The sequence below is a fragment of the Flavobacterium sp. GNP001 genome, from assembly GCF_054343775.1.
In genome coordinates, this window is sequence record NZ_JBTGUX010000001.1 from 219469 (window position 1) to 237823 (window position 18355).

Here is an 18355-nt window from a genome sequence, read left to right on the forward strand (position 1 = left end):
TAACATTAATTAAAACAAACCAATTTAAATAACATGAGTGAATCAGTAGCAAAATCAGGACATCCAAAAGGACTTTGGGTATTATTTGGAACCGAAATGTGGGAACGATTCAATTTTTATGGCATGCGTGCTATTTTAACTTTGTTCATGGTTAACGCCTTAATGCTTGGGGAATCAAATGCATCAATTATCTACGGTGGGTTTTTAGCTCTTTGTTATTTAACGCCTCTTTTAGGAGGTTTTATTTCTGACAAATATCTTGGAAATAGAAGTTGTATCTTGCTGGGAGGAACATTAATGGCAATAGGCCAATTTTCATTGTTCTATAGTGCAACGATTTATGACAGTAGTCTAGATTTATCGAAAGGTATGTTTTGGTTAGGTCTTTTTGTAATAATTTTTGGTAACGGATTTTTTAAACCGAATATTTCGTCGATGGTGGGCAGTTTATATCCACCTCAAGAAAAAAGTAAATTAGATTCGGCATTTACCATTTTCTACATGGGAATCAATGTTGGAGCTTTGTTAAGCCAATATTTTGTTCCTCTTTTTGCAGATGTAAAAGTAAATGGAGTTCAAGATCCAACTGTTTTTAAGTGGGGTTATTTGATGGCTGGTATTGCAATGGTTCTTGGTACCTTAGTTTTCTACTTTTTAAAAGATAAGTATGTTATTTCGCCAGAAGGATTACCAATAGGAGCAAAGCCAAACAAAGATGTTTCTGTTGGAGAGGTTGAAGAGCAAGCTAAATTTTCAAGTAAATCAATTGGTATCGCAGCGGTTTTATTTGTGGTTCTGTTTTTTGCTTTTAGATATTTCTTGGTGGCTGAGATTGGATTTTCAAATTTCGAAATAGGTACTTTGGTTAAAGGAATTATTTATCCAATTATTTATGGAGCTGGTATATCGTTGGCATTTTTAATTATGAGTTCTGCCGAGAGTAAAATTGAGAGAGAAAGAATTTGGGTGATTTACATTGTTTCATTTTTTATTATCTTCTTTTGGGCTGCATTTGAACAAGCGGGATCATCCTTAACTTTTATAGCATCAAATCAGACAGACAGAACATTCTTGTTTGGTTGGGATATGCCGGCTTCGATGGTTCAAATTTTCAACGGACTTTTTGTTGTTATTCTTGCTGTTCCATTCAGTCTTATGTGGGATAAGTTGCGTGCGCAAGGAAAAGAGCCTGTATCACCAATGAAACAAGCCATAGGTTTAGGATTGATTGCTTTGAGTTACTTAATCATTGCATATAATGTGAAAGATTTAGGAAACTCAGGATTATTAGCAATTAAATGGTTGATATTATTGTATTTTATTCAAACTATGGGTGAATTATGTTTGTCTCCTATTGGATTGTCGCTAGTAGGTAAATTGGCCCCTAAACGATTTGCTTCTTTGTTGTACGGTGTATTTTTTATATCGAATGCTGCAGGTTACGCTCTTGCGGGTTCATTAGGCGCAATTATCCCAGCTACGGGTGATAAATTCCAAAAGGCAGAAAAATTAGGTATCAATTTACAGGATGTTCTTGATAAAAAAATCACTTTAACTCCAGAGCAAGTAGCCTTGTTTAATAAAGAACAATTACCTCTGGCAAATAACACATTCGCTGGATTTGAAATTCATAATTTATATGAGTTCTTTATGGTTTTTGTGATTTTGTGCGGAATCGCTGCTGTAATCCTTGCAGTAATTTCTCCTAGATTAAAGAAAATGATGAACGGCTTGGGCTAGTTTGTCAAATGAAAATAGTTGTACACTTTTCAAACCTGCAATTCGCCACTGTGAACTTGTAGGTTTGTTTTTTTAAATTGAATTATTATGTGGAAAAGTCATCCTAAAGCCTTGCCTTATTTGTTTTTGTCCGAAATGTGGGAGCGTTTTGGTTATTATTTAATGATCGGAATTTTTACGTTGTACCTCAAAGATGTTGAGTCGGGGTTTTCAATGACCGAAAAAGAATCGTCTGATTTGTACGGAACTTTCATTGCCTTGGTGTTTTTAACACCTTTTATAGGTGGTTTGATTGCCGATCGTTATTTGGGCTATAAAAAATCAATCGTTATTGGTGGTTTGATGATGGCTGTGGGTTATATGATGATGGGAATTCCGAATCTGACAATGCTGTATGTTGCTATGACTTTGGTAATTATTGGTAACGGATTTTTCAAACCGAACATTTCAACTTTGTTGGGTAATTTCTATAACGATGAGGAATACAAAGACAAAAAAGATGAGGGTTACAACATTTTTTACATGGGTATCAATGTAGGTGCGTTTATCTGTAACTTTTTTGGAGCTGCGCTAAAAATTCTTTTCGGATGGCAAGAAGCTTTCATGGCTGCCGGTGTAGGGATGTTTATAGGTGTGCTAGTGTTTATGCTAGGTACCAAACATTATGGTGATAAAACAGATAAGAAAGGAATTCAAGAAGGCGATATGCCGTTCTCTAAAATTGTGCTTTATATTTTGGTGCCATCGGTGATTTTTGGTGTTATTGGTTGGTTTATCAAAGGAGTGACAACAGCAACTAATACCGATAGTTCTATATTTGGATCAGATAGTACCGATGCCTTTATTTTTGCATGTATCCCGATTGTATGGTTTTATAGCAGTTTGTATTTTAAAGCCAAGCCAGCTGAAAAGCGTCCGATTGGTGCGCTGTTATCTATTTTTGCAGTAGTTATTTTGTTTTGGGCTGTGTTCAAATTGAATGGTTCGGCATTAAACAATTGGGGTGATAAATACACGGATCGCGAGTTGGTAGGCGTTCCGCAAAAAGTAGGTTCGCAACTTTTCTTAATAGATACTTTAACTTATAAAAAAGACTCGGTTGCGCTTTACGATGCTGCGTTTCGAATTCAAAAAGAAGACGGCAAGGTGGTAAAAGTGGTTGATTATCCGCTTTATTTTAGAAATGTAGCCAAAGAAAAATTACCGGAAGAAGAAAGTAAAATTTATACCTGGTCAGCCAATTTGAGTCAATCTATAAATCCGGGTTGGGTTATTTTGTTAACTCCTTTGGTAGTGGCCTTTTTTACTTTTTTACGAAGCAGAAAAAAAGAACCTTCTACACCAACCAAAATTGCTTTCGGATTATTATTATCTGCCTTGTCAGTTTTGGTAATGGTTGCTGCTGTGCATATAGGTAATAATGGTAGCGAGAAAGTATCAGTTTGGTGGTTGGTTGCTAACTATGGTGTCATCACGATTGGAGAATTATTTTTAAGTCCGATGGGATTGTCAATTGTATCTAAGTTATCACCAAAAAACATTACCGCTTTAATGATGGGTGGCTGGTTTTTGGCTACTTCAATTGGAAATAAACTATCAGGCGTTTTGGCCAGTATGTGGGATACTTACGAGGATAAGGCTAATTTCTTCTGGCTCAATTTTGGCTTGCTTATGTTTGCAACAGCGCTTATGTTTGCTTTGGTCAAAAACCTCAATAAAGTGATGAAAGACCACGGAATAAATTAAGTATGGCTCAGATGCAAAGTTTAGAACAAATTCAAAATTTTAAAGGCAAATACCCAAAACAATTGTGGTATTTGTTTTTTAGTGAAATGTGGGAACGGTTTTGTTTCTATGGAATGCGCGGTATGCTCGTAGTTTTTATGGTGAATCATTTGGCGATGAATGAAACGGTAGCCAACTTACAGTACGGTGCTACACAAGCTTGGGTATATGCTTTTACTTTTATCGGAGGTTTGTTTGCTGATAAAATTTTAGGCTTGCGCAAATCACTCTTTTGGGGTGGAATACTAATGATTATTGGAAGTACAATTCTGGCATTTGATCCTAAAAATTTCTTCTTTATCGGGTTGGGATTCACAATTGTGGGTACGGGTTTTTTTAAGCCTAATATTTCCTCAATGGTAGGGCAGTTGTACGCCAACAATGATCCGAGACGCGATGCTGGATTTTCATTTTTTTATATGGGTGTGAATTTGGGTGCGTTAATTGGTGGTTATATTTGTATTGCTGTCGCCGAAGGTTCTATGTGGCAATCACTTGTTCCGGAACATTTGCGTTGGAATGTCGGTTTTGGTTTTGCAGCCGTTGTTATGATTGTTAGTCTGCTCACTTTTACGCAAACTCAAAAAACTTTAGGTCCAATTGGTCTTTCGCCCCTTAATCACTTCACAGGAACAAGGAAAAGGAATTTAGAAATACTTACTTATCTAGCTTCTCTAGCTGTAGTGCCGCTAATTATTGTAATGGTAGCTAATACGCGCTACACAGATTATTTTATGCTGTTTATTGGGCCGGCTTCAGTTTTGTATTTGTTTTACGAGATGAAGAATTTTACTCTTGTCGAAAACAAAAAGCTAGTTGCGGCATTGGTTTTTATAATCTTCTCTATTTTTTTCTGGGCATTTTTTGAGCAGAGTGGCGGATCGTTAAGTTTGTATGCTGCCAATAATTTAAATAACGAAATAGCAGGAGTAACATTGAGTCCAAATGGAGTTAACAATTCAGCCAATTCCTTTTTTGTAATAGGTTTTGCAGCATTGATAGGTTTAGCTTGGTTATGGATGGCAAAGCGCGAAATGGAGCCCAACACGGTTATCAAGTTTGGTTTGGCATTTTTGTTTCTGGCTGGTGGGTTCTGGATTTTTTATTACACAAAATTCTTTGCTGATTTTAATGGAAAAACTTCTTTGGGAATTTTTACAATGGGATGGCTGGTGATTACTTTTGGAGAGTTGTGTTTGTCCCCAATTGGTATGTCGGCCATGACAAAGCTTTCGCCTCAAAAAACGCAAGCCGTTATTATGGGAATGTGGTTTTTAGCTAGTGCTTATGGTCAGTATTTTGCAGGAATTCTTGGTGCAAATATTGCCGAAGCGTCATCCAATGAAACCAACTTGGTCAAATTAAACGTATATGCTGATGGATACTTGCAGCTGAGTTATTACGCGTTGGCTGCAGGTTTAATATTAATCGTTATTTCGCCTTTAGTAAAAAAATTAATGCAAGATGTGAAATAAGTGATCATTAGGTATTATTTTTGATTCACTAATAAAAAAATCAAATATGAAAAAAATATTTTTAGCGCTGATGTTGGTTATGGGTTCTTTTGCTATTCAAGCACAAGAATTAGTTTGGGAAACAAATGTGAATAAAGCTATTGAAGTTTCTAAAACAACTAAAAAACCATTACTAATGTTTTTTACAGGAAGTGATTGGTGTGGTTGGTGCATTCGTTTGCAAAAAGAGGTGCTAAAAACGCCAGAATTTGCTACATGGGCTAAAGATAATGTCGTTTTGGTAGAGTTGGATTATCCAAGAAGAGCACCGCAAACAGAAGAGATAAAAAAACAAAATGGCGAGTTGCAAATGGCTTTCCAAATTCAAGGTTTTCCAACGGTTGTATTTGCGAACGTAAAGGATGTTGATGGTAAAATTAATTTTGAAGGAATTGGAAGTACAGGTTACGTTCCAGGAGGACCAACAGCTTGGTTAGCTGTGGCAGATGGTTTTCTGAAAAAATAATACAATCAATTTAGTTTGAAATATCCCTTTTCGGCAGTAGCATGAAAAGGGATATTTTGTTTTTGGCAACTTTGGTCCCATTTCCATCTTGCTTTTTTATAATTGCTGCCATCTGCAATTACTATTTTTGGATGCAATTGCATTAAAACGCGATCAAGATTTACCTTAGTAGATTGCGTTAAAAGCAAAATGTCTGGCTTTACTTTAGGTGACCAAACTGCTGAACTATCCAAGATTAATATCTTTTTGCCTTTGTAAAAAAGTACATTTTTAAGCGGTTGTACTGAATTGATTTTACTAAAATTAGCTAGTTCGTATGTTTTTAAAGTGTTTAATGAAGAGTTGTTTTTTACGTCGCTTTTTGAATAAGCAAAGATGATATTTCCATTCCGCTTGCTGATTAAAGTATTTTTTTGAGTATTAAATACGATCATCTCAGCTTGCTGTCCAAACTGGTTTTTCAATACTAAATACGTAGTTTGTGTGACAATTATACTCACTAATACTGCCAGCAATTTGTAAAAACTTGGTTTTTTACACCATAAAACTATTGTTACAATGATGCAATAGCTGCACAACAAAAGATAAAAATGCAGCGGTATATCTTTCAAAATAAATTGCTCAACCGATGCAATTTTACTTATTATCCAATTGATACTCCAAATGCCCCATTCTAAAATTTGAGATAATGCACGTGGTACCTCAGTGAAAGCAGCCCAACTCATGACTATAATTCCTATCGCCATAATGAATATTAGTAATGGAATAATTATCAAATTGGTGATAAAAAACAATCCAGGAAACTGATGAAAATAGTAAATGCTGAGCGGTAATGTACCGATTTGTGCAGCAAATGATACTGTAAGGATGTCCCAAAAATAGCGCACAACTTTGTATTTAGGACTCCATAAAGTTCCTAGCAGCGGTTGCAGCCACACAATGAAAAATAAGGCAACATAACTTAATTGAAAACCTACATCAAATAAAAATGAAGGTTCAAAAAGTAATATTATAAAGATGGACGCTATTAAAGTGTGATAAATTGACGTATTTCGGCCCAGATGATTACCAATTGCAACAAATGAAAACATAGTTACAGAACGAACTACAGATGGCGCTAATCCTGCTAATATTCCAAACAACCATAAGCTCAACAGAATTATTACCAGCTTTAAAGCAGAACCTCTTTTGTTGTTTGGGATCGGGCGTAATAAAAAAGTCATGAAAAGCATTATAAACCCAATGTGTAAACCTGAAACGGATAGAATATGTACGGCGCCTGCATATTGATAATCTCTAATTATAGCTGGATCAATTTCTTGTTGTTGACCTAAAATTAATGCTATCGCCACCTGTAGTTCTCGATTGGAGAACTGGTTGGCTTTTAAATTTGAAATTATATTTTCCCGAAAGCGTGCCGTGTAATACCAAATGTCTTTCTCGTAGGAAGCACTAATCCATATGTCCCCCGGAATGCTGTATAATTGCGCATAAATTTGCTTGTTTAAAAGGTATTTGCCATAATCAAATTGGTTTGGATTGCTAGCAGTTTTATTAGCAATCAATATTCCGTTGATCTTTAATTTACTTCCAATAGGCACTGTAATAGGTAGGCTATCTGTTGCGATATTTAAAATGATAGAACCGTTTTGGCGTTGGTTTTGTATCTCCGTAATTTGGGCCACATACCTGCTTGCAAATGAGGAATTCTTTAATTTTTCTCGAACAGTTAGAGTAATTAAAGTTGGTTTCGCAAATGCTGATTTGTAATGGCTGTAATGTTTGGTGTCAAAGGAATCGTTGTTGATAATTGTTGTAAAAATTCCAATCAAAATCATAATCAGTAAACTAACCAGTCCGAAAAAAGTGGGCTGCTGTTTTGCTTTAAAAAATTTGTTTATGCTGCATAAGAGTAACAACAAAACGGTCAAACTAATCCCAATAATAGTTGGCGAAAAGACATAAAAATGCGCTAGCAATAAGCCAAAAATAAATCCTACGGTTAGTTTTGTAAGTGGGAAATGTAGCACTTTCATAAATCTAAAGTACACATTTTAAGTAACAAACGAATCTAATTGTGAGCGAAATTACTGTTTTATAAAGATTTACTCACCATCGATTGTATCTATTTAAAAAATACGATTGACTTGAATCAAGGTTCGTTTGTAATAGGCTTCTTTTGTAGATGATATTATTACACCTTTAGATGTAGAGGAGTGTATAAAAGAGATTCCTTGATCAGAAACCTCAGTAACCAAACCCACATGATTGATTTGCCTGCTAGAGTTGGTAGTAAAAAATATGAGGTCGCCCTTTTGTGCCTGATCTTTTTTGAGATTTATTGCTTGCCCTACTTTTGATTGTTCGTAAGAGTTGCGTGGTAATACAATATCTTGCGATTTAAAAACGGTATAAATCAAGCCAGAGCAATCATATCCGGCTTTAGAAGTTCCTGCATATTTGTATTTTACTCCAATATTTTCTTCAGCAATAGTAATCAATTCGTCAATAAGTTGGGCCGTTTTTCGTTTTTCGTTCTTTGAAAACTTGCTTTTGTTTGCTTCGTTTTTTGAAGTGATTACTGGCGAAGTACTTTTACAAGAGGCAATCAATAGTGCCAAGGCGATAGGTAACAAAAACGATTTTAGGCGCATACAAATAAAAAATAGATTACAGAATTAATGAGCGGATGTGTTGCACAATCTGTGCTGCTGTTTTAGAGCTAGCGCCTATTCCGCCAAGACGTTGTTCTAATAACGTATATTTCTCAAGTATCGTATTTCGATTTTTAGGATCTAACAAGGCTTCTAATTCTCTTGTGATCGTTTCAGTGGTGCAGTTATCCTGAATCAGTTCTGTAACTACTTCTTCATCCATAATTAAATTTACAAGCGAAATATATTTTAAGGTAATGATTCTTTTGGCAATTTGGTAGGATGCCCAACTGCCTTTGTAGCAAACCACTTCGGGTACTTTAAACAAAGCTGTTTCAAGTGTTGCAGTGCCGGAAGTTACCAATGCGGCAGTTGCATTTTGCAAAAGCTCGTAGGTTTTATTAGAAATAAATTTAACGTTTTCCTGCGTAATGAAGGGTTGATAAAAAGAATAGTCTTGGCTGGGTGCTCCTGCTATGACAAATTGATATTCAGGAAATTTTGGCACCACACTAAGCATGACCTCGAGCATTTTAGTAATTTCCTGTTTGCGACTTCCAGGAAGTAAAGCTATAATGGGTTTCTCATTCAATTGGTTGTTGGTGCGAAACAATTGTTTATCAGTGTGAGATTGCTGTTGAATGGCATCAATGAGCGGGTGCCCAACAAAGCTAACCGGATAATGGTGCTTGTCCTCATAAAATGTTTTTTCAAAAGGCAAAATAACATACATGTGGTCAATGTCGCGTTTAATATCTTTAATTCGACTCTCTTTCCACGCCCATATTTGAGGTGAAATATAATAATGTGTTGCAATACCTATTTTTTTTGCCCATTTAGCAATACGCAAATTAAAACCAGGATAATCGATAAAGATGATCCCGTCAGGCTGAAACGCAAGAATGTCTTTTTTGCAAATAGTAATATTTTTTAATATCGTTTTCAAATTAAAAAGTACTTCAACAAAACCCATGAAAGCTAGTTCCCTGTAGTGTTTTACCAAAGTTCCGCCAACGGCTTGCATCAAATCGCCACCCCAAAAACGGATTTCAGCTTGTGGATCTTTTTGTATCAACTCTTTCATTAAGTTAGCACCGTGCAAATCACCTGATGCCTCTCCTGCAATGATGTAATATTTCATTTTTTGTAGAATTCGATTTTTAATTTGAAGTACAAGATGTTTGCAAAGATAGCTTTATATAAACAAGGTTAACAAAGCAATAACCATTACAGCGAGTACCATACCTCTGGCCATTAGTTCTTTGTTAAATTTTAATGCGAGTCCAAAAGCGGCTAATGTCGCAATGCAGCCAAGAGTAATTATCTTTCCGAGATTGCCTTGTGATTTTATGATTTGTATTCCTGATATAAAATCATATTCTGTCATGATAATTACAAATAGATAACTACCGAACAGAGTGGTTGCAAACCCAATTAGAAACCCAATTAGCAAGTCTTTTTTATTCATTCCAATTCCAAGTGTTAAGTTGTTGTATGGCATGATGTGCAGTTAAATCAAATTGTACCGGAACTACTGAGATGTATCCGTTAGCTAATGCCCATTCATCTGTATCTTGCCCGTGGTCTTGATTGACAAATTCTCCGGTCAGCCAATAATAATCTTTACCGTGCGGTGTTTGGCGTTTGTCAAAACGCTCCTGCCACATTGCTTTGGCTTGACGCGCTATTTTTATACCTTTTATTTCGTCCTGTTTTAATTTAGGAAAATTAACATTCAAGAGCACGCCATCAGGTAAGCCTTGCTCTAAGACTTGAGCAGCAATTTGTTTTATGAATGGTTTAGTCGGTTCAAAATCCGCATCCCAATTGTAATCACTTAATGAAAAACCAATTGCAGGAATACCTTCAATACCAGCTTCCATGGCAGCACTCATTGTTCCTGAATAAATAACATTAATAGAGGAGTTAGAGCCATGATTGATTCCAGATACGCAAAGATCGGGTTTGCGTTTCAAAATTTCGTTTACGGCAAGTTTTACACAATCTACCGGTGTTCCAGAACAACTGTATTCGGTAACAGCGTCACCGTTTTTTGATATTTTGTTTAGATATAAGGTACTATTAATGGTAATTGCATGACCCATTGCGCTCTGTGGTTTGTCTGGTGCCACTACCACAACATCGCCTAATTGTGTCATAACCGAAATTAGTGTTCTGATACCAGGAGCACTTATACCATCATCGTTTGTAATTAAAATTAAGGGTGTTTTTTTATCCATTGCAAATAGTTCAAAAAAAGGAAATATATTTAAAAATACAACAAATGTACTCACTCCAAATGGGATAAAATGAACAAAAGATAAAAATTTGTTATTGAAATTTATTTTGAAGTTTTAAAAAAAACAATTTTATATCTTTAACAAAAATTTATGGGAGCCGCGCCATCGTTGGCATAGTTTTTACCGTAACTTAGAATAAAAAATTCATGAATACTATTCTTCACTTTATGAAAAGAAATTATAAAATTATTCTTGTTGTCGCATGTATTTCGATAACATTGTTTGCCTTTAAAATGAATAACTCCAAGGCGAATGATCCTGAGAAGGATAAGTTGCTTTTAGAGTTACTCACTTTCGTGATTGAAAAAGGGCATTACAGTCCTGCAACCATAGACGACAACTTTTCTAAAGGAGTGTATAAAGATTATATTGAGGCTTTAGATCCCTCAAAACGTTTCTTTTTACAATCAGATATTGATGAGTTTGCAAAATACGAGTTGCAGCTAGACGATCAAATTATGAACAAAGACTTAACGTTTTTCGATCTTACTTACAATAGATTGATGAAGCGTATGGAAGAAAGCACCAAAATTTATAAAGAAGTTCTAAAAAAACCATTTGATTTTAATGTTGACGAAACTTTCAATATTGATTATGAAAAAGCGCCTTACTGTGCTTCGGTTAAAGAACTTAATGATAAATGGCGTAAGCAAATTAAACTTTCAACGCTGTCTTCATTGGTTGACAAACAAAAATTAGAGGAAGACAAGAAAAAGAATGATGCTTCGTATACAATTAAATCGTTTGCAGATTTAGAGAAAGAAACGAGAGCTACTTCAGAAAAATCGCTTGATGAATATTTCGGTTTTATTAAAGAATTGAATAGAAACGATTGGTTTTCAGTGTACATTAATTCAATTACAGCACGTTTTGATCCACACACAAATTATTTTGCTCCTGAAGAAAAGGAACGTTTTGATGTGAGTATGAGTGGTAAGTTAGAAGGAATTGGCGCTCGTTTGCAAAAGAAAAATGATTTGACTGAAATTTCAGAATTGATTTCTGGAGGTCCAGCATGGAGAGGAAAGCAAATAGAGGCTGGTGATGTTGTTATGAAAGTGGCTCAAGGAGACGGTGAAGCTGTTGATGTAGTTGGAATGCGTTTAGATGATGTGGTTAAAAAAATCAAAGGACCAAAAGGTTCAGAGGTTCGATTGACAGTGAAAAAAGTAGATGGAACTATCAAAATAGTATCAATTATTCGTGATATTGTAGAAATTGAAGAAACTTACGCAAAGTCAAGTATCGTACAAAAGGGCGATTCTAAATACGGCGTAATTTATTTACCAAAGTTTTATATTGATTTCGAAAATCCTCAAGGACGTGATGCCGGAAAAGATATTGCTTTAGAAGTAGATCGATTAAAAAAAGAAGGTGTAAACGGTATCGTTTTAGATGTTCGTGATGATGGTGGTGGATCTTTGTCAACAGTAGTTGATATCGCCGGTCTTTTCATTGAACAAGGACCAATTGTACAAATTAAATCAGCAGGCAGAAAAAAAGAAGTTCTGTACGATCGTGACAAAAAAATAGAGTGGGATGGTCCGCTTGTAATCATGGTCAATAGTTTTTCAGCATCAGCATCTGAAATTTTAGCAGCCGCAATTCAAGATTACAAACGAGGTGTGATTATTGGTAGTAAACAAACCTACGGGAAAGGAACGGTACAAAATGTAATCGATTTGAATCAATTTGTACGTAGTAATTCAGTAGGTGATTTAGGAGCTATAAAAACCACAACTCAAAAGTTTTATAGAATTAATGGGGGTTCTACTCAGTTGGAGGGTGTGTCGAGTGATATCGTTATGCCGGACCGTTATGCTTATTTAAAAATGGGTGAGCGTGATGTTGACAATGCCATGCCATGGGATAAAATTGATCAAGCTGATTATCAAGTTTGGAACAAAAATGCCAATTTTAACCAAGCAATTGCCAATAGTAAATCTAGAATCAGTAACAATGCACAGTTCCAATTAATCGAGGAAAATGCTAAATGGATTGATAGCCGAAGCGAGGAAAATGTATACAGCTTAAACATCGATAAATTTAAGGTAGCACAATCTGAAATTGAGGAAAAAGCTAAAAAATACAAGCCAATTACTGATTATAAAAACGACTTGTTGTTTACTTCTCTTCCTTATGAGAAAGATGCTATGAGTAAAGATTTGACTCTTAAAGAAAAAAGAGAACGTTGGCATGAAGCTTTAGCAAAAGATATTTATGTTGAAGAAGCTTTGAATGTTTTAGATGATTTGCAAGGTAAATCAGTTGCGAAAAAGACAATGCCTGTTAAAATTAAAAAAGACAAACTAGCAAAGTCATAATCTGATATTAGATAAATTTAATAAAGCGCGCAGGATACGATATGTACCTTGCGCGTTTTTTTATACGTTCTATTTGAGTAGCGATTAAGGTGTAATTAATAGCTGTATTTTTAGCTATATTTGGATTAAGATACCAAATCATACTTCTATGTTTACTTTTCTTCGAAATAGCACTCCAAAAGCGTCTTTTTTAATGGCTTTATTGACTGTTTGCTTGTTTATGTCTTGCAAGCAAGAACAAACACCTATTGAGATGAATACCTCTCAGGAGCAAGTGCAAAACAGAGCTAATGATTCCGTACAAACGGATACTTACGCAATAGATGAAACTGACAATTGGAAAACGCTTCTTCCAACAGCAACAACTGCTGCAGTTATTGAACATCAATATTATATACTAAGTTATTTAGAAGAATTTGAGCAAGCAGAATGGGTTGCCTATGAGTTAAAGAAGGAAAACGTAGTGAACAGAAATTACAAACGTCCTTTTTTTATCGAAGATGACAAAGTAGAAACCAACTCAGCTGATTGGAGAAATTATAAAAATACAAATTACGACAAAGGACATTTGTGCCCGGCTGCCGATATGGAATTTGACTACGACGCTTACACTAGTACTTTTTTGACAAGTAATATTTCACCTCAAGAGAAAGATTTTAATGCAGGGATATGGAATTCTTTAGAGCAAAATGTACGCTTGTGGGCAAAAGAATACGATAATGTTATGGTGGTTACAGCAGGTGTTTTAAACTCAAATTTAAAAACAATTGGTCGCGAAAAAGTTGCTGTACCGGACTATTTTTATAAAATTGTATTCGTCAGAAATGCCAGCAAGCCAAAGATGATAGCTTTTATGATTCCTAATCGAGCGAGCGATTTACCTCTTGAAGATTATGCAGTGACTGTTGATGCTATCGAAAAAATAACGGGTATCGATTTTTTTCCTAAGTTAACAGATTCACTAGAAAACCAACTCGAAAGCGAATCAAATACACTATCTTGGCGTTTTTTAGAGGATAAAAGATACTAGTTATTAGTTGATGCTAACTACCACTCATTTACTTTGTTAGCGTCCATTTTGATAAAAATAAAAAGCAAAATGGTAAAACCCCATAGTCCTGAACCTCCGTATGAGAAAAATGGTAACGGAACACCAATAGTAGGGAAGATACCAGATACCATCGCGATATTTACAAAAAAGTGGGTAAACAAAATTCCAGCTACACAATAACCATAAACTCTACTGAACTTTGTTTTTTGTCTCTCAGCTAAGTAAATAATTCTTAATAGTAAACCAGCAAATAAACCAAGTACCAGCAATGATCCAGCAAATCCCCATTCTTCACCTACTGTAGTAAAGATGTAATCGGTGTGTTGTTCGGGTACAAATCCACCTTTAGTTTGAGTTCCTTCTAGAAAACCTTTTCCTAGCCATCCTCCTGATCCAATTGCAATTTCAGATTGATTGGTATTGTAGCCTGTTCCGTTCATATCTACAGATTTCCCTAGTAAAATATTAAAACGGTCACGGTGGTGTTGTTTAAAAACATTATCAAAGATGTAATCTACAGAAAATACAAAGCCAGTAATTAAAACGAGAAGAATCGTGCTCATAATGGCATTTCGATCGGCTAAGCGTGATTTAAAATGTACAAACAATAAAACAGCTAATGCGGCTAAAATGATGTATTGTGGTTCAAAAACTAACGTCAAAACAAACAGTAAAATTGTAATGAAACCTGTCCAAACGTACCATGCAGGAAGTCCTTCTCGGTACAAAACGATTATAAAAATACTGTAAATTAAAGCACTTCCAGGATCGGGTTGTGGCAATATGAGTAACACCGGCAAAAAGATTATCGCAAGGGCTTGGATTTGCCTGTTTGTTTCCTTTAAATTAATTTGTGTATCACTCAAAAATTTAGCTAATGCCAATGATGTCGCTGCTTTTGCAAATTCAGATGGTTGTAAAGTAAAACTACCTATGGCGTACCAACAACGTTGTCCAGCAATAGTTTTCCCGAATAAGAATAACCCCATTAATGACAACAAAGAAACTCCAAAAATAATACTGGCATATTTTTCATAAAATTTGCCGTCAATTGAGATTACCGTAAAAATTAAAGGTATAGTCAATACAATAAAAATTAGCTGCTTATCAGATGTTCCTTCCATCGATGATAGTGAGGAAGAGTAGATGTTTAGCCACCCTAAAATAACTAATGCCGCATAAATAATAATGCTTATCCAGTCGATATTATTGGTGATGCTTTGGTTTTTCATTTTGCTGCGATAACTTGTTTCTTTGCTTTTGTAGTGTCTACTTTTACTTTTTGTGCAGGTTGCGATTTCAATTTTTTAATAGAATCGGCAGCACGCAATTGGGCTTTAACAATATCTGAAAGTCCTCCTAATTTAGCATAACGCGATTGCAAACTAGTTTCTAAAATTCGTTTTTCTAAATCAGTTCTTGTTATTTTTTTACGAAGGTACTTTTCGATCATCAAACTAGCGATAGGCCCCGCGATAGTTGCTCCATATCCTCCGTTTTCGACCATAACAGCAATTGCTATTTTTGGGTTTTCCATCGGGGCAAAGGCTACAAATATCGAATGGTCTTCCATCTTTACCCTTACGCCTCCAATTTTTGCAAAATTTTCGGCAGTTCCAGTTTTCCCGCAAATATTAATTCCTTCTACTCGTAAACCTTTTGCCGTTCCTAAATTGTATACATCAAATAAACCGTTAATTATGGGTTTAAAGAATTGTTTGTCAATAGTTGTAACGTGTTTGGTTGTAAATTTTTTATCAATCTTATGTCCTTCAATTCGTTTGATGATATGAGGGGTGTAGTAATAGCCTTCATTGGCTACTGTTGCCATCATATTAGCTAATTGAATAGGTGTCATTAAAACCTCTCCTTGACCTATTGAATTTGAAACAATGGTAGTGCTTCTCCAGCCGCCGTTTGGATAAATACGTTTGTATGTTTTTGATGTTGGAATGTTTCCTCTTCTTCCAATGGGCAAATCGTAGCCCATGAATTGACCTAGCCCAAAGCTCTTGATGTGGTTGCTCCAAACGTCAACTGCATAAGAAGGTTTAGCATATTTGTTAATCGTTTTCATGTAGGCAGTTGCAAAGTAGGAGTTACAGGATTCAAATATTCCACGATGCAACTGTAAGGCGCCTCCATGGCAGTGACATCCCATAAAACGGCCGCGAGCATAACTAAAACCGTGACGGCAGGATACAGTAGTATTTTCGTCAATTACGCCTTCTTGTAAAGCAACTAGTCCAGTTAAAATTTTAAAAGGTGATCCTGGTGGATATTCTGCTAACAAACCACGATCATATAAAGGCTTTGCAATAGAATCTCGGTATAAAGCGGTGTAGTTTTTAGAGCGTTGTCGACCAACTAAAATCCCGGGGTCATAAGATGGAGCGCTTACTAATGCTAATATTTCACCAGTTTTAGGTTCAATGGCTACAATTCCGCCACGTTTATTAATCATCAATTCTTCACCATATTTTTGGATTTCGGCATCCAGTGTAAGGTTGATGTCTTCTCCTTGTACGGCGATCGTGTCGTATTTCCCATTTTTGTAGGAGCCTATTTCTCTGTTGAATTTATCTTTTTGGATATATTTCACACCCTTAACTCCACGAAGTAAATTTTCGTAGCTTTCCTCAACTCCTTGGCGACCAATCAAATCGCCACTATTGTAATAGGGATTTTTTTCAACCAATTTTTCGTTCACTTGGGTAATGAAACCAAAAATATTCGCGCCAAAGTTTACTTCATAATCACGTAATGAACGCTTTTGGAAATAGAATCCTTTGTATTTTCGTAATTTTTCTTGAAATGCTGCAAACTCAGCTTTATTCAATTGTGATAAGAAAACCGATGGAAGTCTAGGGCTGTACACCTTAGCTTTTTCGATTTTTTTGATAAAATCATCTTTGGTGATATTCAAAAGTTGACAAAACTCGGTAGTATCCGTTTCTTTTACTTCTCTTGGAATAACCATGATATCATACGATGCTTGGTTGGCTACAAGCAATTTACCATGACGATCAAAAATATAGCCACGTTCCGGATATTCGTATTGTTTTTTGATGGCGTTGTTTTCGGACTCTAATTTTGAAGTTTCGTCTACAATTTGTAAATAAAAAATACGGGTTACCAGCAGTAAAGTAGCGATTATGATCAAAGAGGGCAACAAGGCTTTTCTCATCGTTTGTTTGGCTTAATAAGATAGATGATTATGATGCAAATTAATATCGTAAATAAAGTGCTTAAAAGTGTGGTAATTAAGGTGTCAAGTAGAAAACTCAATTGAAACGCTTCTAATAAAAATAAGGTGAAATGATGGATAATAACGGACAGCAAAATAAATGTAAACCGTTGAGGTGTCAAAACATCATTTAATTTAATCGTTTGGTATTCGTAACTGAGTCCAAAAGCAAACTTGAATAAGTAAGGCCTTAAATAAGCAAGCATTAACGAGGCTGTTGCATGTGTTCCTCCAGAGTTACTAAAAAGATCCATAATAATACCCATTGCAAAACTCGCAGCAATAAGTCCTGCTTTATTACCATTTACAGGGTATAAAATGATGAATAGAATATAAGGAAACGGACTGATGTAGCCCAAGAAATTCATATTGTTGAAAACAATAATTTGGAGTGCCAACAACAGAATGAAACGGAGAATATTGACTAACAATGTGCTATTCATCTTTTTCTCTTTTTTCTAAATTAATGATTTCTTGTCGGTCTTTTCTCTTAATGATGTATACATGACCTAAGTTAGTCATGTCATTAAAAAGCTTTACGTCCAATGTGTAAAAATTGGTTTGCTTGTCTCTATAAATTTTGGAGATAGTTCCAATGTTGATGTTTTCTGGAAAAATTACAGATTGTCCACCAGTTACAATTGTGTCTCCAATTTTAATCATGGCCAGCCTTGGTAAATCAGTTAACTGAACAAAACCGGTGCTTTTACCATTCCAGTTCAAAGAACCAAAATGATTTGATTTTTTAATTTTAGCATTGATTTGAGAACGTTTGTTCAATATGCTAATTACAGTAGAGTAATTGGTTGATGTATTTTCAATGATCCCTACAATACCTAAGCTATTAACTACACCCATGTCTGGTTTTACACCATCTACAGCACCTGAGTTTAGTGTAAGGTAGTTTTCATACACATTATAAGAGTTTCTGATTACTTTTGAAACAATGATGTCAGATGGTTTTACCCCTTTAACACTGTCAATTTGTTTAACAGTCGCAGTATCTTCAATTTTGAATAAAGCATTACGAAGTAGAGCGTTTTCTTGTGCTAGCGCTTCATTCTCTGTCTTTAAATTCAAATACTCATCAAAGTTGTTCAGTTTTTCGTAAACGCCACCACTTAAGAAATTGGCAGAGCTAATAATCTTGCTGCGGTGAAAAGAGTGAGATTGAACTGTAAGCGCTAAGGAAATGCTTAAAAGCAGCAAAAACAGTATTCTGTTACTGTTTTTAAAAATAAAATTAAATATTTGCTGCATTGTATTCGGTTATA

At 35.3% G+C, this 18355-nt stretch carries 15 protein-coding genes; 6 read left to right on the plus strand and 9 right to left on the minus strand.

Features of this window, described 5'->3' with window-relative positions:
* The first annotated feature begins 33 nt into the window (after nt 1-33).
* From ACXX8U_RS00820 to ACXX8U_RS00835, 4 genes are all read left to right on the plus strand, one after another.
* Nucleotides 34-1740, plus strand: coding sequence for a peptide MFS transporter (locus ACXX8U_RS00820; protein WP_458564199.1), 1707 nt, complete (start codon nt 34-36; stop codon nt 1738-1740).
* Between the two features lie 87 nt (nt 1741-1827).
* A complete protein-coding gene (locus ACXX8U_RS00825; RefSeq protein ID WP_458564200.1) occupies nt 1828-3486 on the plus strand; it encodes a peptide MFS transporter in 1659 nt (552 codons plus the stop codon).
* A gap of 2 nt (nt 3487-3488) precedes the next feature.
* A complete protein-coding gene (locus ACXX8U_RS00830; RefSeq protein ID WP_458564201.1) occupies nt 3489-5000 on the plus strand; it encodes a peptide MFS transporter in 1512 nt (503 codons plus the stop codon).
* A gap of 46 nt (nt 5001-5046) precedes the next feature.
* Complete coding sequence (locus ACXX8U_RS00835) at nt 5047-5505, plus strand: thioredoxin family protein (RefSeq protein WP_458564202.1); 459 nt, start codon at nt 5047-5049, stop codon at nt 5503-5505.
* 5 nt (nt 5506-5510) lie between these two features.
* Here ACXX8U_RS00835 and ACXX8U_RS00840 read toward each other — a convergent pair whose 3' ends face one another.
* From ACXX8U_RS00840 to surE, 5 genes are all read right to left on the minus strand, one after another.
* A complete protein-coding gene (locus ACXX8U_RS00840) occupies nt 5511-7541 on the minus strand; it encodes a ComEC/Rec2 family competence protein (RefSeq protein ID WP_458564203.1) in 2031 nt (676 codons plus the stop codon).
* Nucleotides 7542-7634: 93 nt separating this feature from the next.
* A complete protein-coding gene (locus ACXX8U_RS00845) occupies nt 7635-8159 on the minus strand; it encodes a C40 family peptidase (RefSeq protein ID WP_458564204.1) in 525 nt (174 codons plus the stop codon).
* 16 nt (nt 8160-8175) lie between these two features.
* A complete protein-coding gene (gene lpxB / locus ACXX8U_RS00850) occupies nt 8176-9300 on the minus strand; it encodes a lipid-A-disaccharide synthase (protein WP_458564205.1) in 1125 nt (374 codons plus the stop codon).
* Nucleotides 9301-9354: 54 nt separating this feature from the next.
* Nucleotides 9355-9660 carry a hypothetical protein gene (locus tag ACXX8U_RS00855; RefSeq protein WP_458564206.1) on the minus strand — a complete coding sequence of 102 codons (306 nt, stop codon included), beginning with the start codon at nt 9658-9660 and terminating at the stop codon, nt 9355-9357.
* The gene (surE, locus tag ACXX8U_RS00860) at nt 9620-10399 is read right to left on the minus strand and encodes a 5'/3'-nucleotidase SurE (protein WP_210790890.1); all 780 of its coding nucleotides are present in this window, start codon (nt 10397-10399) and stop codon (nt 9620-9622) included. Before surE ends, ACXX8U_RS00855 begins: the two co-directional genes overlap by 41 nt.
* Before the next feature lie 206 nt (nt 10400-10605).
* Between surE and ACXX8U_RS00865 the strand changes: the two genes are divergently transcribed.
* Both ACXX8U_RS00865 and ACXX8U_RS00870 read left to right on the plus strand, forming a co-directional pair.
* Nucleotides 10606-12783 (plus strand): carboxy terminal-processing peptidase, encoded by a 2178-nt coding sequence (locus ACXX8U_RS00865; RefSeq protein WP_458564207.1) that lies wholly within the window; start codon nt 10606-10608, stop codon nt 12781-12783.
* Between the two features lie 148 nt (nt 12784-12931).
* A complete protein-coding gene (locus tag ACXX8U_RS00870) occupies nt 12932-13813 on the plus strand; it encodes a DNA/RNA non-specific endonuclease (protein WP_458564208.1) in 882 nt (293 codons plus the stop codon).
* Between the two features lie 17 nt (nt 13814-13830).
* Here the strand turns inward: ACXX8U_RS00870 and rodA are convergent, their stop codons facing one another.
* From rodA to mreC, 4 genes are read right to left on the minus strand one after another with little or no spacing between them, the layout of a single operon-like run.
* Complete coding sequence (gene rodA / locus ACXX8U_RS00875) at nt 13831-15066, minus strand: rod shape-determining protein RodA (RefSeq protein ID WP_458564209.1); 1236 nt, start codon at nt 15064-15066, stop codon at nt 13831-13833.
* Complete coding sequence (gene mrdA / locus ACXX8U_RS00880) at nt 15063-17021, minus strand: penicillin-binding protein 2 (RefSeq protein ID WP_458564210.1); 1959 nt, start codon at nt 17019-17021, stop codon at nt 15063-15065. The genes rodA and mrdA overlap by 4 nt, the downstream gene beginning before the upstream one ends.
* The gene (locus ACXX8U_RS00885; protein ID WP_458564211.1) at nt 17018-17524 is read right to left on the minus strand and encodes a rod shape-determining protein MreD; all 507 of its coding nucleotides are present in this window, start codon (nt 17522-17524) and stop codon (nt 17018-17020) included. Before ACXX8U_RS00885 ends, mrdA begins: the two co-directional genes overlap by 4 nt.
* A complete protein-coding gene (gene mreC, locus ACXX8U_RS00890) occupies nt 17517-18341 on the minus strand; it encodes a rod shape-determining protein MreC (RefSeq protein WP_458564212.1) in 825 nt (274 codons plus the stop codon). The genes ACXX8U_RS00885 and mreC overlap by 8 nt, the downstream gene beginning before the upstream one ends.
* Nucleotides 18342-18355 lie beyond the last annotated feature (14 nt).

Coding starts and splice junctions, on each gene's coding strand:
- ACXX8U_RS00820 (WP_458564199.1), top strand. CDS start 34: ATGAGTGAATCAGTAGCAAAATCAGGACATCCAAAAGGACTTTGGGTA.
- ACXX8U_RS00825 (WP_458564200.1), top strand. CDS start 1,828: ATGTGGAAAAGTCATCCTAAAGCCTTGCCTTATTTGTTTTTGTCCGAA.
- ACXX8U_RS00830 (WP_458564201.1), top strand. CDS start 3,489: ATGGCTCAGATGCAAAGTTTAGAACAAATTCAAAATTTTAAAGGCAAA.
- ACXX8U_RS00835 (WP_458564202.1), top strand. CDS start 5,047: ATGAAAAAAATATTTTTAGCGCTGATGTTGGTTATGGGTTCTTTTGCT.
- ACXX8U_RS00840 (WP_458564203.1), bottom strand. CDS start 7,541: ATGAAAGTGCTACATTTCCCACTTACAAAACTAACCGTAGGATTTATT.
- ACXX8U_RS00845 (WP_458564204.1), bottom strand. CDS start 8,159: ATGCGCCTAAAATCGTTTTTGTTACCTATCGCCTTGGCACTATTGATT.
- lpxB (WP_458564205.1), bottom strand. CDS start 9,300: ATGAAATATTACATCATTGCAGGAGAGGCATCAGGTGATTTGCACGGT.
- ACXX8U_RS00855 (WP_458564206.1), bottom strand. CDS start 9,660: ATGCCATACAACAACTTAACACTTGGAATTGGAATGAATAAAAAAGAC.
- surE (WP_210790890.1), bottom strand. CDS start 10,399: ATGGATAAAAAAACACCCTTAATTTTAATTACAAACGATGATGGTATA.
- ACXX8U_RS00865 (WP_458564207.1), top strand. CDS start 10,606: ATGAATACTATTCTTCACTTTATGAAAAGAAATTATAAAATTATTCTT.
- ACXX8U_RS00870 (WP_458564208.1), top strand. CDS start 12,932: ATGTTTACTTTTCTTCGAAATAGCACTCCAAAAGCGTCTTTTTTAATG.
- rodA (WP_458564209.1), bottom strand. CDS start 15,066: ATGAAAAACCAAAGCATCACCAATAATATCGACTGGATAAGCATTATT.
- mrdA (WP_458564210.1), bottom strand. CDS start 17,021: ATGAGAAAAGCCTTGTTGCCCTCTTTGATCATAATCGCTACTTTACTG.
- ACXX8U_RS00885 (WP_458564211.1), bottom strand. CDS start 17,524: ATGAATAGCACATTGTTAGTCAATATTCTCCGTTTCATTCTGTTGTTG.
- mreC (WP_458564212.1), bottom strand. CDS start 18,341: ATGCAGCAAATATTTAATTTTATTTTTAAAAACAGTAACAGAATACTG.